Origin of the sequence: Aliidiomarina celeris, assembly GCF_003316875.1 — a bacterium.
In the GTDB taxonomy this organism is placed as follows: Bacteria; Pseudomonadota; Gammaproteobacteria; order Enterobacterales; family Alteromonadaceae; genus Aliidiomarina; species Aliidiomarina celeris.
In genome coordinates, this window is record NZ_QMIL01000001.1 from 848,022 (window position 1) to 865,545 (window position 17,524).

Below are 17,524 nucleotides of genomic sequence, written 5' to 3' on the forward strand. Positions count from 1 at the left end.
ATAAATGCTAAACATTGAGTAAGAACCGACCGATACAAACTTATTGCTAGTGAAGTTAAAATAAGGAAAAAAACATGTCTGCTGTTTGGCAACGCCTTGGTTTCAAAGGCCGTCTCACTACCTCTATTGTATTACTCGTTGTGCTCTCGGTTTTGGTTGTCGCCTCTATTGTGTACATAGAATACCGACGCGCCGCTACCGAAGCCACTATGAATCGCCTTACCGGCGCCGGCGAACAAGCTGCGGAGTCATTCACCGACTGGCTTATTGCCCGCCAAGACGAAGTAAAATTTGCCGCCAATTTACCGGCAACCGCGAGTCTCGACACAGACCGTTTGCGCAATATCCTCACCATTCTTGCCGACGCGCACGGTTACTACGACTCCATCTATATCGTTGACACGGGCGGGCGCGGCATGGTCGGTGTTTCCCATGCCAATGGGCAAACCACCTATATTCCACCCAATGAAGCCTCAAGCTTTAATGTTGCTGACCGCAGTTGGTTCCAAAACGCCATGCAAGGCAACGACACTATTTCCAACCCTTTGGTGTCGCGTGCGACCGGCAATCGTATCAGTAATATCGCCATACCCATTCGCAACAACGGCCGTATTGTCGCTATTTTCCGCGCCGCCGTGATGCTCGAGAATATTACAAATCAAGTGCAAGACCTCAGCATTCCCGGCGACCCTAATGTTTTCCTTATTGCCAAAGACCGCTCGCTCATTACCCCTTCGCGCTACCAAAGCAACCTCGAAGCGAAAATTGACTCTCTCGCTGCACAGGGTATCGCCAGCGGCCGCTCGGGAATTACCACCTACAACAATTCTGCGGGTATTTCTGTTATCGGAAACTTCAATTACCTCGAGCTACTCGGTTGGGGGCTAATTATCGAACAGCGCGAAGACGAAGCCTTAGCTGCCGTAAACCGTATGTTCTGGACCCTAGTGGTTATCGTGGCGGTAATTATTGGCTTAAGCGTAGCTATGTGCTTCTGGATTACCGGTACCGTAATTAAAATCCTTGGCGGCGACCCAAATTATGCCAACGAGGTGGTTGGCGTGGTGGCCAGCGGCGATCTCTCCCACGACCTCAACCTCGAAGGCGCCGACGAAAAAAGCTTACTTGCGGCCATTGGGCGTATGCAAGCCCAGCTGCGCCACATTATGAGCGACATCAGCAGCTACTCCGAGCAAGTAGCCAGCGCTGCCACTGAACTTTCGCAAATTAACGAAGGCACCGAAGCTGGAATCCAAAATCAAACCGACCAGCTCAACCACGCGGCCACCGCCGTTAATGAAATGAGCAGCACCGCCATTGAAGTCGCGCGCAATGCACAAGAAGCCGCCGGCGCTGCCAATCGTACAAACGACGAGGCCCGCCACGGCCAGAAAGCCGTGCGCGACACCATTAATAGCGTGGAAGAGCTCGATCTCGAAATTCAAAACACCAGCAATATTATCAACGAGCTAAAAACCGACTCCGACCAAATTGGGCAAGTTCTTACGGTTATCGAAAACATTGCCGAGCAAACCAATCTACTCGCGTTGAACGCCGCCATTGAGGCGGCACGCGCAGGTGAAAGCGGCCGTGGTTTCTCGGTGGTCGCCGATGAAGTTCGGACTCTCGCAAGCCGTACCCAAGAGAGCACCAAGCAAATTCAAGACGTGATTGTACGCTTGCAAAGCGCGGCGGAGCGTTCAGTAAAAGCCATGGAAATTAGTCAGAAAAAAGCCGACAGCTCACGCGACAAAGCGAACTTAGCGGGCTCGTCACTAGAACAAATTACCGAAGCGGCCACGGTGATAAACGACATGGTGCACCAAATTGCGAGTGCCACCGAGGAACAAACCGCCGCAACCAAGGAAATCACGGAGAACATCCACGCCGTGGCAGACGTAGCCTCACAAACCGCAGAAAGCGTTAGCCAAAGCGCCGAAGCCAGCGAGTCATTGGCCGGCCTCGCCGAAAAACTACAAGAGTTAGTGCGTCAGTTCCGCGTACGCCGGTGAGTAAACCGCGCGCAAAAATCGTGCGCGCGTTCAACAGCCCGAGCCCAACGCAGCACAGGCGCGGGCATTTATCGAAATTCGATATCGCGGAATGCACGGCGGTGCCGTGATTTCCACGAATTCGGAATCTCGTAGGTACGGCGGTGCCGTACCTACGCGTAATACCTGCTCACGGCGTCGATAAACCGGCCGAGATCTGCCAACGGCAACGCATTTACACCCGCGGCGCCAGCACGCCCACCCCCCGTTGGAAAAGCGCTACAAATATCGCCAGCACCTTGCAAATTCGACTTCGGCGCGCGCAAGCTAATAGTTAACGTTTTACCGTCGGCGTTTGGCGTTGCAATTACAATGGCCTTATCTGGCGACGCGTGTGCAAGGTCATTACCCAACGTACCGCTAATCCGCCGCGCCCAAGCCTCATCTTCGAGCATAATAGCCGTGAGGCCATCATCGTCACGCAATGTGTCCGCGCGCTGCGCCTGCTCCATGTCCTCGCCATAGCCCTGTTGCAGCTTTACAAAAGGCGAGTCCGTGTCTTCTATCACGTCAAAAGGTGAGTCGTACAACGCTAGCTCTCGGTACAAGGCTTCCGGTGCAAAATGTAAGTCTTGAACACTCGCACCATAACCATTGTAGTTCACCAACACACCGAGCTCTTTTACCTTCTGCGCGCTCTCCCTGTGCCAGCCCAGCTTGTCACTCTCTGCCAAAGCCACAGTGTCGAGGCTGTCACCAAACGCAGCGGCAATTGCCCACGGATGGTACATCCCACCTAAGTGCTTACTCACTAACAAACCTGTACACACAGTTGGGGCAAAATCGATAACTGCGTTTAACTTTTCATGGGTAAATAACGTTTTCGCTTGGTGATGGTCGCAGTAAAAAATCGACTCAGCATGGTTGAGCACACGCTCTAGATCTGCCGTATTCTTGTCGAACGAAATATCTAACGCAGTAATCACTGCACCCTGGGCCTGCTCATCAGAAATTCGCCGAATCAATGCGTTATCACGCTTCACACCACTAATCAGCAACTGGTCTTTCGCCGCAACCGGCGCAGCCTTGCGCATCTGCAACAAAGAAAAAATACCATCCGCATCGCCATTAAAAACATCAATGAACATCAACCGTCTCCGTTCCTTACAACCCTGGGGTCAGAGTACACTTTTCGCCTCACCCTCCCAAAAATAAAGGGCTGTAGCGTTTTACTCTGACCCCAGTTTGTGGTTTTGAATTAAATACGCAACGACTTGTTCAGCAGCCGCCTCTACGCTAATTTCTGCCGTTTTCAAATGGATTTCTGCGTTTTTCGGCGCTTCGTACGGCGAAGAAATACCCGTGAAATGCGGAATGTCACCCGCGCGGGCTTTTTTGTACAAACCTTTAGGGTCGCGCTGCTCGCAGATTTCCAACGGAGTGTCTACAAATACTTCAATAAAGTGAGCACCCGCTATCGCCCTAGCCTGCTCTCTATCCGCAATAAATGGCGATATAAAGGCAGTTCCAACAATCAGGCCTGCCTCTGCAAAGAGCTTGGCCACCTCGGTGATCCTGCGGATATTTTCAATCCGCGACGCATCGTCGAAGCCTAAATCTTTATTCAACCCGTGACGCACGTTGTCGCCGTCGAGCAGGTAGGTATGGCAGCCCCGCTCAAATAATTTAAGGTCCACAGCATTCGCAATAGTCGACTTCCCCGAACCACTCAACCCCGTGTACCAAAGCACCGCAGGCTTATGCCCATTCAGCCTCACCCGATCATCAAACGACACCGCCGTATCATGCCAAACAATATTCTCGCTCATCTCGCTCCTGCTCCAACTACGGGGTCAGAGTAAAGTTTCCGCCCCTTCTTCCAGTAAAACTGCGCCTTTCAAAGCGCGGGGTCAGACCCCAAGCGCTCCCGTAATCCAAAAATCGCGCACAACTCATTGACACCAAAAAGATATCAAGTGTATCTGACCCCGCGCAGCTGGGGTCTGACCCCGTGGTTAAAAGGGAAAAACCATGGGGATGAGCACGATGCACGCCACAACGTAGGTTATTGCTACGGGTGCGCCGGTGACTAAAAAATGCTTAAGCCGATAGGTGCTCGCGTTAAACACCATCAAATTGGTTTGATATCCGTAAGGCGTTAAAAAGCTCGCCGACGCGGCAAAAGCCACCCCCATCACCATCGGAAACGGATCCACGCCCATCCCCACCGCCAAGCTATATGCAATCGGGAACATCAACGCTGCTGCAGCGTTATTGGTAATCAACTCGGTCAACAAATAAGTGAGCAAAAATACACCCACAAAAGTTACTAGCGGCGCATACCCCGCCAACGCGCTCGCCGCAAAATCACTAATCCCCTGCGACAGCCCAGTGCTCGTCATTGCGGTGGCAATACACAGCGCACTGGCAACAATCACCCAAATCTCCACCGGAAACCGGCGTTTAATCTCGTTACTGTGCAAACACCCGGTAAACAACAAGCCCGCAAGCAAAAACAAAGAACCTGTAAACAGCGACGTGCCCGTAACCACACTCACCGCAATCATGCCCACAAAGCCCCACAACGTAAGCTTCTCGCGCCAGCCACTCAACATGTTTTCGGGGCTCACCCCACTCAACACATAAAAGTTTTTAGTAATGTTATGGCGTGTTGAAAAGTCGGGGCCCGTCGCAAGCAATAAAAAATCCCCCGGCTGCAACACCACCTCGCCGAGTTTTCCGGTAACCCGCTCCCCTTCACGGCGAATCGCCACCACAGCCGCGTCAAAACGAGCCCTAAAGCCAGTGCTCTTCAGCGTTTTACCAACCAATACCGAGTCTTCCTTAACAATAACCTCGGTTAACTTGTGCGTTTCTAACCCTTGCTCTTCTGCGAACAAACTCAAACCCGGAAACTGTTTCAAAGCCATAACCTTGCCCACATTTCCCGAAAACACCAATTTATCGCCGGCTTGCAGTACATCGTATCGGGCTACAGGCCTTAAAATCTCGGCTTTTCGAATAATTTCAGCAAGAAAAAGCTCATCGAGGTGGCGAAGCCCCGCGTCTTCCACGGTTTTACCCACCAAAGGCGAGTCTTCTGCCAGTTTTGCCTCTACAAAATACTCTGAAATTGCGGATTTTTCTTCATGCTCGTCCGGCAGAAAAAACGTCATCACAAACAGCACAAATAAGCCGGCGCACGTCACGCCAAGGCCCACCAAGGTAAAGTCAAAAAAACGGAAGCCGGCATGGCCGGTATCGGTAAACATCGAATTCACAATCAAGTTTGTCGACGTACCAATAAGGGTTAAGGTGCCACCCATAATCGCGGCATAAGAAAGCGGAATCAGCAACTTAGTGGGGGCAATGTACTTATTCGAGCGCACGGCGTTGAGCATAGCGGCAACAACCGCGGTGTTATTCAGCACCGACGACGCCAACGCAGAAAAACCCATGGTGCGCAGAATACTTGCACTTTGCGAAGGTGAAAAAAGATACGCAGAAACACGCCGCAACAGGCTGGTTTTTTCGAGCGCAAAGGAAATCAACACCAGCATAATTAACGTAGCCAGGCCGGGGTTTGCCGCGTTGCGCAACAGCGCCTCAGGGCTTACCCAACCCACCGCAACGGTAATCAGCATGGCGCCGCCAAATATTGCCGCCGACCGCGTTTGATAACGAACGAGCAGCGCGATCATCGCAATAATCAACAGGGTTAAAAAAAGCATTTCACATCACCATTTCTGTAAGCGCGGCGGCCCCACGCGTACAGCGCTTCGAAGATGCCCGCTCCATAGCCCGGAACTAACCCCATGCGCACGCGCGGCAATGCCGCGCATACAATGCTCCGAGCCGGCGCGCCCAAAAAGCCGCACCTAGCCAAGCAGGTCCTTCGCTCCCCAATGCGGGAAGTGCTTGCGGATCAGCTGGTTAAGCTCAACCTCAAACTCACTAAACTCCGCCTTTGGCTCCGTCGATTCTTCATGCCCTTTCAGCGCGGAATCAATCATTCCGGCACCCACGGTCACGTTACTCATCCGGTCTATCAGAATAAAACCGCCGGTTTGCTTATTGGTTTGGTACGCATCAAAGGCAACCGGCTCCGTTACCTGCAAGTCCACCAAGCCAATTTCGTTCAGCTCCAACTTGCCAGCATCCACTTCTTCCAGCGTATTTACGTCTATGCGGTGGTGCAGCTTCTCAACCTGGCCCGTGGTGAGCTTACAGGTAAACTTCACGTAATATTCGCGATGCGGCTCCAGCGCCTTTTCATGCATCCATACCACTTTGGCGCGCATTCGCGTCGACACATGGGGTAACTCGTCTTTGCGCACAATCATGTTACCGCGGCTTACGTCTACTTCGTCATTCAACGTTAGCGTTACGGCCATCGGCGCGCGGGCTTCCTCAAGCTCGCCGTCGAAGGTAACAATCGACTTCACGGAAGAAATAGTGCCCGACGGCAATACTCGAATGGTATCTCCCACCCGAATCGACCCCGACGCAATCGTGCCTTGGAAGCCACGAAAATCGGAGTTCGGCCGCGACACTAACTGCACAGGAAAACGGAAGTCATGGCTTTCCGCGTCACCCGCAACCTCAATGTTTTCCAAATACTCCATCAAGGTTGAGCCACGGAACCAGCTCAAATGCTCCGAAGGATTCACCACATTGTCGCCTTTCAGCGCCGAGATCGGCACAAAGCGAATGTCAGGAATGTCGAGCGAGCCCGCCAGCTTTAAATATTCATCTTGAATTTCTTTATAACGCTCTTGCGAATAGTCCACCAAGTCCATTTTATTAATGGCTACAATGACATGCTTAATACCCAACAAGGAGCAAATAAAGCTATGGCGGCGCGTTTGCACTTGTACGCCGTGGCGCGCATCCACCAAAATAATCGCTAAGTCACAAGTCGAAGCGCCGGTCGCCATATTGCGCGTGTACTGCTCGTGGCCCGGAGTGTCCGCGATAATAAACTTGCGCTTGTCGGTCGAGAAATACCGGTACGCAACGTCAATGGTAATACCCTGCTCGCGCTCGCTTTGCAGGCCATCCACCAAAAGCGCTAAATCCACCTCATCGCCTTGCGTGCCTGACTTTTTCGAGTCTTCTGTAATAGCCGCTAGCTGGTCTTCAAAAATCATCTTACTGTCGTGCAGCAAACGCCCAATAAGGGTACTTTTACCGTCGTCCACCGAGCCACAGGTAATAAAGCGCAGCAGCTCTTTGCTTTCGTGCTGCTTCAAATAGGCAAGAATGTCTTGTTCAATTAAAGGAGATGCGTGGCTCATATTAGAAATACCCTTCCATTTTTTTCTTTTCCATCGAACCCGCGCTGTCGCGGTCAATCACACGGCCTTGCCGCTCAGAGGTTTTGGTTAACAGCATTTCCTGAATAATTTCAGGCAAGGTCGCTGCGTCCGACTCCACCGCACCGGTCAGCGGGTAGCAACCTAAAGTACGGAAACGCACCATACGCATGTCCGGCGTTTCGCCTGCTTCTAACGGCATACGCTCGTCGTCTACCATCACCAACATGCCGTCGCGCTCCACCACCGGTCGCTCTTTGGCCAAGTAAAGCTCTGGAATTTGAATATTCTCAAGGTAAATGTATTGCCAAATATCCAGCTCGGTCCAATTCGACAACGGGAACACGCGAATACTCTCGCCCTTATCCACCTTGCCATTAAAAATATTCCACAACTCAGGGCGTTGGTTTTTCGGGTCCCAACGGTGATTCTTGTCGCGGAACGAATACACCCGCTCCTTCGCCCGAGACTTCTCTTCGTCACGGCGCGCGCCGCCAAAAGCCGCGTCAAACTTGTACTTATTGAGCGCCTGCTTCAGCGCTTGCGTTTTCATTACGTCTGTATGCTTGGCCGAACCATGGCTAAATGGCCCTATGCCCGCGTCTACACCGTCCTGATTAATATACTCAATCAGCTCAAAGCCCATTTCCTTGGCCATACGGTCACGAAACTCAATCATTTCCCGGAACTTCCACGTGGTATTCACATGCATGAGCGGAAACGGAATTTTGCCCGGATAAAACGCCTTACGCGCCAAATGCAACAACACCGATGAGTCCTTACCCACCGAATACAGCATGACAGGGTTTTCGAACTCCGCAGCAACCTCGCGGAAGATTTGGATCGACTCAGCTTCGAGCGCTTTTAAATGGCTAATACGGTGGGTTTTAAGCATGAAAATACCTTAGGCCAATACAAAGAATATTGGCCTAAGTGTACTTGATTTAGAGGGGTGATTCTACGCAATGCCGCGCCTGCGCCGAATCCAACTTCAACATCCAAAAACGCACCTTACCAGCGGTACCACACACCCAGCATCAGGGTGTTTACGGTGTCGTTCAATTGATACTGACGCCATTGCGCACGCAATCCGTAACGCGCTGACCATTGGTATCCAACACTCGCGCCAAAATAAAGGTCGCTCCCTTCCTTTCGAGTCCGTTGGGTTAAACCCGTATCGGTTACGCTGCGGCGATGCGCCAACCAGTCATAAACACCGGCGTCGATATTAACTTGCCAAGCGTCATAAAAACTAAACTGTCGACTCATACCAAAGGTTACGCCGCTTCCTAACACTGGGGTTTCTCGCTCAATTGCTGCGAAAGTTTGCGCTGGGGTGGTGGTATCCACTTGTGCCGTTAAGTCTCCACTGCCCAAGTCAACATAACCAACCGTCGCGCGCCAGCTGTCACTTAGCCAATAGCTGGCGTGCAGCGACATGGCTACATCTGAGCGTTGATAGTCGCGCACCTGCACGCCAAGCCCTGCCAAAGCCGAGAGATCATGGTCAGCAGAACTTCGGCCAGCGGCCAATTCCACTTCCCATGAACTCGCGTTCGCCGCCGGCATAATCAACACCAATGCCGCAGCCAGTGCTGCACCGCGGCGAGCGAAACCACTGCATCGAGCAAAACCAGCACGGCGCGCGAATGCGATCAGCAACGCCAATGGAATCATCCACCAATGCCAACTACCACGCGACACTTTCGCTTTCACCTCAATGGTTTCCACTACAACCAACGACACCCGTGCTTCACCTATAGCCTGCGCTCCACCTTCATCTTGCACTGTGTATTGAATGGTGTCGACACCACCAAAGCCCACCGCTGGGGTATAACGCAAGCGGTAATCTGCTAACACTTCAACCTCCCCTTGCTGCGCACTCGCCGAAATAACAATCAGCGCCGTGCCTTCTGGATCATAGTCATTGGCCAACACGTCAATGGTAATCGGCGTGCGGTCGTCGGTAGCCACATTTTCGTTCTGCACAACAGGCAACTCATTGGCCGACACTACCACGCGAATTTCGCCAAATTCGACACCACCATTACCGTCGCTTACGCTGTAGGTAATCACGGTACTGCCAGCAAAGTTCGTTGGCGGCTCGTAACGCAGTGTTAGCGGTCCATCTATGGTTACCACACCAATATCCGCTGTCGCCGCGCGTAACTGCAACGCATCGCCGTCTTCGTCACTCACCTGTTCTTGTAAGTCGATAAAGCTCGAGCGGTTCCACAACATGGTTGCCTCGAAGTTAAGCGCTACCGGCACTGTATTGCCGTCGTTCAGTACCGCTACGCCACCCGGGTCTACTACCGTTCCATTAGCCACGCCGTCTGCGTCATTCGGGCCACCGTCTTCAATATAAAGCTGAACACAGTAATGCCCCTCTTGCAGTCCTGGCTGCCACGCTGCACTGGCTGGCGGCGGACAAATACCCGGTTCACCAACCGCACTGAACAACGCATTGCGTTCATTCTCTACAAACGCCGCCCACTCACCGTTAAGGTACTTACGGTAAACGCCTGCCGCCGGTATTGCTTGGCGCTGCGGAATCACCACATAAACGCTGTCACTGGCTTGCGAAAGGTTGTCGATAACGAAGTCGAACATGCCGCCGGTATTGCGGTATTCTTCGTCTTCAATTTCAATACCTTGCGGGTTCTCTAAATTTAATTGAATGGCACCGAGCTCGCTCAACATGGCAACACCACCGCGGCGAATACATGCACTGGCTTCCGTTTCCGTTAGGTAACGCGTGCGTTCATTCACTTGCTGTGAAATTACGTTACAAGAGCCAACACCATCAAGGTAGTCCGGAATTCCATTCCGGTTGCTGTCACCACGGCCTACTAAGCGGTCAGGTATTCCGTTCCCGTTGGAATCTTCGTCACCTAGGTTCGGCAACTCAGCTACAACCTCAACAAACATAGTCGCTTGCTTGCTTACGCTGCTGTCACTGGCGTGGCTAACCGTTACTTGTACCTCGTGCACACCTAATGCGGCGGTGCTTGGATCGAAGCTAAACACCCGCGGATTTTCGTTCGCCGTTCCGGCCAACTCAGTGCTCCACGTATAGTGAAGTTCTCCGTCAGCACGGGTTTGTGCCAACTGTGCCACCACGCTCGCATTGCCGCCATGTTGAGCAATTTGAGCTTGCCCTTGGTCACCTTGGAATACCGCAAGCTGAACATCTGGCACCGTCGGAGCGGACGCTGCAGTAATCACACTGCGGCTTCTCGCACCACGGTTAAGCTGTTCGTCGAGTACCACAACAATGGTTGGATTCCCTTCACCCAGCTGATCGCCATAAAGTTCAAATGTTAGCGACGCTTCCCGACCGTCCTCGATATAGATCACGCCGTTAAACAAGTTGTGACCGGCCATATCGGCGGTTCCTTCCACATAGTAAGGCACCGCAACAGGGTATTCGGGCGCGTTACCATTCAAAATCGCTCTTATGGTGACTTCACCGGTACGCGGTACGGTTTGGTCACGGCTTAACGACACCAGAGGATCAACCCAAACTTCTTGCCCTGCCAATGTCTCGCGGCCCTCTGCGTCTTCCGCACGCCAGTAAACAACATGCCGGCCGGGTGCAAAAAGAACATTCCCGTCAACAGTCGACACCGGCAGTAAATCGCCGTTTACGTCCACTGCCGAGGTTGTGCCCAGCTCAACCCGCGTTAACAAGCCAGTGGCGTTCACGCGTACATTAGCCGGCACATCAATTTGTGGTGCCTGTTCATCTTCCGGATCACCCGTAATCACTAAGCGCACATCTGCAGTGTCGGTCGCTTCGCTTTCATCCATAATGTTGTAGGTTAAGTTCACAACCCCGACAAAATTACTCGGTGAGCGATACAACAACTGCCCGTCTTCAATGCTTACGCTGCCAATACTCGCGTTTGCACTCAAAATGGTAAGCTCCTGTTCGTCTACGTCGGTGTCATTGGCCAACACGTCTAGCAGATATTCGCCGTTTTCATTGAGCGGAAGCTCAAACACATCGTCCATCGCAACAGGCGCCGTATTCACCCAAAGCACTTCAATGCTTACGCTGTAATCCACAGACGAATATTCGCCGTCCATCACTCGATAAGTGAAGTTATCAAAGCCACTGAATAGCTCTGCTGGGGTATATAACCAGCCGCCGTCGGTGGAATCGAGTGTACCTTCGCTAGTTTCGGTTACTAACACGAGCTCGAAAGTGCCCCCCTCAGCACCGGAAACTTCCGGTGTAATGGTTATGTCAGTATCTTGATCCAAACTTACCGACAGGTCTTGGCCTACAGGGTTCATGTAGTACTCTGCGGTTACCGTTAAGTCTTCAACAACCGAATCAAACTCCGTATCCCAACCTGTGAAGGTATAACCGGTACGGGTTGGATCTTCAGGCGCTGTCGCTGCGGTTAAGTACTCCACAGTGTCGGTGCCCAGCTCTGCACCGTCAAAGTCTACGAAGGTCACCGTGTAGCTGTTGATCGTGTACTGCGCGGTTACCGTCATATCTTCCGTGACTGACGTGAATTCTGCATCCCATCCGCTAAAGGTGTAACCGGTACGGGTTGGATCTTCAGGCGCTGTCGCTGCGGTTAAGTACTCCACAGTGTCGGTGCCCAGCTCTGCACCGTCAAAGTCTACGAAGGTCACGGTGTAGCTGTTGATCGTGTACTGCGCGGTAACCGTCATATCTTCCGTGACTGACGTGAAGTCTGCATCCCAACCACTGAAGGTATAACCCGTGCGCGTTGGATCCGCTGGCGCGGTAGCCGCGGTTAGATATTCCACAGTATCCGAGCCTAGCGGTGAACTGTCGTAATCCACAAAGCTCACGGTATAGCTGTTGATCGTGTACTGAGCAGTAACTGTGATATCCACAGTGACCGAGTCAAACGCCACATCCCAACCACTGAAGGTATAACCCGTGCGCGTTGGATCCGCAGGTGCAGTGGCGGCTGTTAGATATTCCACAGTATCCGAGCCTAACGGCGAACTGTCGTAATCCACGAAGCTCACGGTATAACTGTTGATCGAGTACTGAGCAGTAACTGTGATATCCGCAGTCACCGAATCAAAGGCCACATCCCATCCGCTAAAGGTGTAACCCGTGCGCGTTGGATCCGCAGGTGCAGTGGCACCTTGCAGATATTCCACAGTATCGGAATCAATGAAGGTTCCATCAAAGTCATTAAAGGTCACGGTGTAGCTGTTAATGCTGTATTGCGCCGTAACTGTGATATCCGCAGTCACAGAATCAAACGCCACATCCCAACCACTAAAGGTATGACCGGTACGCGTTGGATCCGCCGGTGCAGTGGCGGCCGTCAAGTACTCAACCGTATCCGAGCCTAGCGGTGAACTGTCGTAATCCACGAAGCTCACGGTATAGCTGTTGATCGTATATTGAGCAGTAACTGTGATATCCGCAGTCACAGAATCAAAACCAACATCCCAACCACTAAAGGTGTAACCCGTACGCGTTGGATCGGCAGGTGCAGTCGCACCTTGCAGATATTCCACAGTATCGGAATCAATGAAGGTTCCATCGAAGTCATTAAAGGTCACGGTGTAGCTGTTGATCGTGTACTGCGCGGTAACCGTCATATTCTCAGTTACAGAATCAAACGCAACATCCCAACCACTAAAGGTATAACCTGTACGGGTTGGATCCGCAGGTGCGGTAGCCGCGGTTAGATATTCCACAGTATCCGAGCCTAGCGGTGAACTGTCGTAATCCACGAAGCTCACGGTATAGCTGTTGATCGTATATTGAGCCGTAACCGTCATGTTCTCGGATACAGAGCCAAAATCAACATCCCAACCACTAAAGGTATGACCGATACGCGTTGGATCGGCAGGTGCAGTCGCACCTTGCAGATATTCAACGGTATCCGAGCCAAGCGGCGAACTGTCGTAATCCACGAAGGTTACGGTGTACGAATTAATCGTATATTGCGCAGTAACTGTGATATCCGCAGTCACAGAATCAAAACCAACATCCCAACCCGCGAAGGTGTAACCGGTGCGCGTTGGATCCGCAGGTGCAGTCGCACCTTGCAGATATTCAACCGTATCCGAGCCTAGCGGTGAATTATCATAATCCACGAAACTGACTGTGTAGCTGTTGATCGTGTACTGCGCCGTAACCGTCATATTCTCGGTTACAGAATCAAACGCCACATCCCATCCGGTAAAGGTATAACCGGTACGCGTTGGATCCGCAGGTGCAGTCGCACCTTGCAGATATTCAACGGTATCCGAGCCTAGCGGTGAACTGTCGTAATCCACGAAGCTCACGGTATAGCTATTAATACTGTATTGCGCCGTAACCGTCATGTTCTCGGATACAGAGCCAAAATCAACATCCCAACCACTAAAGGTATAACCTGTACGGGTTGGATCCGCAGGTGCGGTAGCCGCGGTTAGATATTCCACAGTATCCGAGCCTAGCGGTGAACTGTCGTAATCCACGAAGCTCACGGTATAGCTGTTGATCGTATATTGAGCCGTAACCGTCATGTTCTCGGATACAGAGCCAAAATCAACATCCCAACCACTAAAGGTATGACCGGTACGCGTTGGATCCGCAGGTGCAGTCGCACCTTGCAGATATTCAACGGTATCCGAGCCTAACGGTGAACTGTCGTAATCCACGAAGCTCACGGTGTACGAATTAATCGTGTACTGCGCGGTCACCGTCATATTCTCGGTTACCGAATCAAACGCCACATCCCATCCGCTAAAGGTGTAACCCGTGCGCGTCGGATCGGCAGGTGCAGTCGCACCTTGCAGATATTCAACGGTATCCGAGCCTAACGGTGAACTGTCATAATCCACAAAGCTCACGGTGTAGCTGTTGATGCTGTATTGCGCCGTAACTGTGATATCCGCAGTCACAGAATCAAAAGCCACATCCCAACCACTAAAGGTATAACCGGTGCGCGTTGGATCCGCTGGCGCTGTAGCCGCGGTTAAGTACTCAACCGTATCCGAGCCTAACGGTGAACTGTCGTAATCCACGAAGCTCACGGTGTAGCTGTTGATGCTGTATTGCGCCGTAACTGTGATATCCGCAGTCACAGAATCAAAAGCCACATCCCAACCACTAAAGGTATGACCCGTGCGCGTTGGATCCGCTGGCGCTGTAGCCGCGGTTAAGTACTCAACCGTATCCGAGCCTAACGGTGAACTGTCGTAATCCACGAAGCTCACAGTGTACGAATTAATCGAATACTGAGCGGTAACCGTCATGTTCTCAGTTACAGAGTCAAAAGCCACATCCCAACCCGCGAAGCTATATCCCGTACGTGTTGGATCGGCAGGTGCAGTCGCACCTTGCAGATATTCAACCGTATCCGAACCTAACGGCGAATTATCGTAATCCACGAAGCTCACAGTGTACGAATTAATCGTGTACTGCGCCGTAACCGTCATATTCTCGGTTACAGAATCAAAGGTCACATCCCAACCACTGAAGGTATAACCCGTGCGCGTTGGATCCGCAGGCGCGGTCGCACCTTGCAGATATTCAACCGTATCCGAGCCTAACGGCGAACTGTCGTAATCCACAAAGCTCACGGTATAGCTGTTAATGCTGTATTGCGCGGTAACCGTCATGTTCTCAGTTACCGAATCAAAGCTAACGTCCCATCCGCTAAAGGTGTAACCCGTGCGTGTTGGATCCGCAGGTGCGGTAGCCGAAGCTAAATACTCAACCGTGTCAGAGCCTAACGGTGAATTATCATAATCCACGAAACTGACTGTGTAGCTGTTGATCGTGTACTGCGCGGTCACCGTCATATTCTCAGTCACCGAATCAAAGCTAACGTCCCAACCGCTAAAGGTATAACCAGTACGCGTTGGATCCGCAGGTGCAGTCGCACCTTGCAGATATTCAACGGTATCCGAGCCTAGCGGTGAACTGTCGTAATCCACGAAGCTCACGGTATAGCTGTTGATGCTGTATTGAGCCGTAACTGTGATATCCGCAGTCACAGAATCAAAGCTAACGTCCCAACCGCTAAAGGTGTAACCCGTGCGCGTTGGATCGGCAGGTGCAGTGGCACCTTGCAGATATTCAACGGTATCCGAGCCTAGCGGTGAACTGTCGTAATCCACGAAGCTCACGGTGTACGAATTGATCGTGTACTGAGCGGTAACCGTCATGTTTTCGGTTACAGAATCAAAACCAACATCCCATCCGCTAAAGGTATAACCGGTACGCGTTGGATCCGCAGGCGCTGTAGCCGCGGTCAAGTACTCGACCGTATCCGAGCCTAACGGCGAACTGTCGTAATCCACGAAGCTCACGGTATAGCTGTTGATGCTGTATTGAGCGGTAACCGTTATATTCTCGGTTACAGAATCAAACGCCACATCCCAACCACTGAAGGTATGACCCGTGCGCGTTGGATCCGCTGGCGCAGTGGCGGCCGTCAAGTACTCAACCGTATCCGAGCCTAGCGGTGAATTATCATAATCCACGAAGCTCACGGTATAGCTGTTGATGCTGTATTGAGCGGTAACCGTCATGTTCTCGGATACAGAGCCAAAATCAACATCCCAACCACTGAAGGTATAACCGGTACGCGTTGGATCCGCAGGTGCAGTGGCCGCGGTCAAGTATTCAACAGTATCCGAATCAATGAAGGTTCCATCAAAGTCGTTGAAGGTAACCGTGTACGAATTAATCGTATATTGAGCCGTAACCGTGATGTTCTCAGTCACAGAATCAAACGCCGCATCCCAACCACTAAAGGTATGACCGGTTCGCGTCGGATCGGCAGGTGCAGTGGCACCTTGCAGATATTCAACCGTGTCAGAGCCTAACGGCGAATTATCGTAATCCACAAAGCTCACGGTGTACGAATTAATCGTGTATTGAGCGGTCACTGTGATATCCGCAGTCACAGAATCAAAACCAACATCCCAACCACTAAAGGTATGACCCGTGCGCGTTGGATCCGCCGGCGCTGTAGCCGCGGTTAAGTACTCAACCGTATCCGAGCCTAACGGCGAACTGTCGTAATCCACGAAGCTCACAGTGTACGAATTAATCGAATACTGAGCGGTAACCGTCATATTCTCGGTTACCGAGTTAAACGAAGGGCTCCAGCCAATAAAGCTATAACCCGTGCGCGTTGGATCCGCAGGCGGTATCGCGGTTCCTAAATATTCCACAGTATCGGAATCAATGAAGGTTCCATCGAAGTCATTAAAGGTAACCGTGTACGAGTTAATGGTGTACTGCGCGGTAACGGTTAAATTCGACGTTACTGAATTAAAGCTCACGTCCCAACCCGTGTGCGTATAGCCAGGGCGAGTTACTTGTGGCTCGACTGCTGCGCCACCGTAAGGAACACTTTGAACTAAATTACCACCACCGGTATGGGTTCCTCCGTTCAAGTTAAAGTCTACTGTATATTGAATGTCGGCGTACTGAGCAACCACATTCAAGTTACTCTGAACATTCGAAAAACTTGTGCTCCAGCTGGTAAAACTCTTGCCTACGGGAGGGTTGAGCGTTGGCGCGGTGGCCGCAGCACCGGCATTTACCGTTTGCGAAAGCGCACCACCGCCGATACGGGTACCGCCATTCAAATCAAAGCTTACCGTGTAAGAGGAAACGACTGGAGACAATACAAACGACTTAAAGGCAAAACCATAAGAATCCCACGGCGCTATTTCGGAATACCGAATTTCAACGGCGTCTACTTGAATGCCGTGATAAGCAGCGTTGGTTGAAAACGTATAGTTTAACGTTCCACTCGAATTAAAGTTTAAGGCATTCGGCGTTGTGTCATGCCATGGAAATACCTCGGAGCCCTTATACAGGCCCCGTACTTGAATGAACTGAACACCTAGATTAGAGGACATCATTTCAGAATAAGCGGCCTGAAACGACTTAAACCCGGAAGCATGTGGTGGGTTTAATAACTCAAGGCGTAAAATGATCTGCGCCGTTGACGAGCAACGCAGATAATAGTCATAAACTACGAGCTTGCCATTTCCCACGTTAAAAATAATCGCGTCGCTCGCGGGGGTCGTACACCCAACTTTACCCACAAGTTTATAACGATTATCCGTAGAGGTTAGCGAGGGAGCTTCACTAGAGGGGAAGGAGCCAACGGTAAATGTAGTATCCGCCTGAACAGCGGCACTGAAAAACAGGAACAACAAAGCGGTGAGAGAGCGTGCAAACATGGCATCTTCCCT

At 51.7% G+C, this 17,524-nt stretch carries 7 protein-coding genes; 1 reads left to right on the forward strand and 6 read right to left on the reverse strand.

The window, feature by feature from the left end; all coding sequences use genetic code 11:
- Positions 1 to 74: 74 nt before the first annotated feature.
- Positions 75 to 2,012, forward strand: coding sequence for a methyl-accepting chemotaxis protein (locus DQW12_RS04000; protein ID WP_113906540.1), 1,938 nt, complete (start codon positions 75 to 77; stop codon positions 2,010 to 2,012).
- Between the two features lie 152 nt (positions 2,013 to 2,164).
- Here DQW12_RS04000 and DQW12_RS04005 read toward each other — a convergent pair whose 3' ends face one another.
- From DQW12_RS04005 to DQW12_RS13670, 6 genes are all read right to left on the reverse strand, one after another.
- Positions 2,165 to 3,139, reverse strand: a complete 975-nt coding sequence (locus DQW12_RS04005; protein ID WP_113906542.1) for a DHH family phosphoesterase — start codon at positions 3,137 to 3,139, stop codon at positions 2,165 to 2,167.
- 81 nt (positions 3,140 to 3,220) lie between these two features.
- Positions 3,221 to 3,820, reverse strand: a complete 600-nt coding sequence (gene cysC, locus DQW12_RS04010) for an adenylyl-sulfate kinase (protein ID WP_113906543.1) — start codon at positions 3,818 to 3,820, stop codon at positions 3,221 to 3,223.
- Positions 3,821 to 4,006: 186 nt separating this feature from the next.
- On the reverse strand, positions 4,007 to 5,722 hold the full coding sequence (locus DQW12_RS04015) for an SLC13 family permease (RefSeq protein WP_113906544.1): 1,716 nt from the start codon (positions 5,720 to 5,722) through the stop codon (positions 4,007 to 4,009).
- Positions 5,723 to 5,869: 147 nt separating this feature from the next.
- Positions 5,870 to 7,288, reverse strand: coding sequence for a sulfate adenylyltransferase subunit CysN (gene cysN, locus DQW12_RS04020; RefSeq protein ID WP_113906545.1), 1,419 nt, complete (start codon positions 7,286 to 7,288; stop codon positions 5,870 to 5,872).
- 1 nt (position 7,289) lies between these two features.
- Positions 7,290 to 8,201, reverse strand: coding sequence for a sulfate adenylyltransferase subunit CysD (cysD, locus tag DQW12_RS04025; protein WP_113906548.1), 912 nt, complete (start codon positions 8,199 to 8,201; stop codon positions 7,290 to 7,292).
- A gap of 116 nt (positions 8,202 to 8,317) precedes the next feature.
- A complete protein-coding gene (locus DQW12_RS13670; protein WP_269800915.1) occupies positions 8,318 to 17,512 on the reverse strand; it encodes an InlB B-repeat-containing protein in 9,195 nt (3,064 codons plus the stop codon).
- Between the last annotated feature and the right edge of the window lie 12 nt (positions 17,513 to 17,524).

What these genes read in the sequence shown, in the direction of transcription:
- DQW12_RS04015 (WP_113906544.1), bottom strand. Translation starts at nt 5,722, where the DNA reads ATGCTTTTTTTAACCCTGTTGATTATTGCGATGATCGCGCTGCTCGTT.
- DQW12_RS13670 (WP_269800915.1), bottom strand. Translation starts at nt 17,512, where the DNA reads ATGTTTGCACGCTCTCTCACCGCTTTGTTGTTCCTGTTTTTCAGTGCC.
- DQW12_RS04005 (WP_113906542.1), bottom strand. Translation starts at nt 3,139, where the DNA reads ATGTTCATTGATGTTTTTAATGGCGATGCGGATGGTATTTTTTCTTTG.
- DQW12_RS04000 (WP_113906540.1), top strand. Translation starts at nt 75, where the DNA reads ATGTCTGCTGTTTGGCAACGCCTTGGTTTCAAAGGCCGTCTCACTACC.
- cysC (WP_113906543.1), bottom strand. Translation starts at nt 3,820, where the DNA reads ATGAGCGAGAATATTGTTTGGCATGATACGGCGGTGTCGTTTGATGAT.
- cysN (WP_113906545.1), bottom strand. Translation starts at nt 7,288, where the DNA reads ATGAGCCACGCATCTCCTTTAATTGAACAAGACATTCTTGCCTATTTG.
- cysD (WP_113906548.1), bottom strand. Translation starts at nt 8,201, where the DNA reads ATGCTTAAAACCCACCGTATTAGCCATTTAAAAGCGCTCGAAGCTGAG.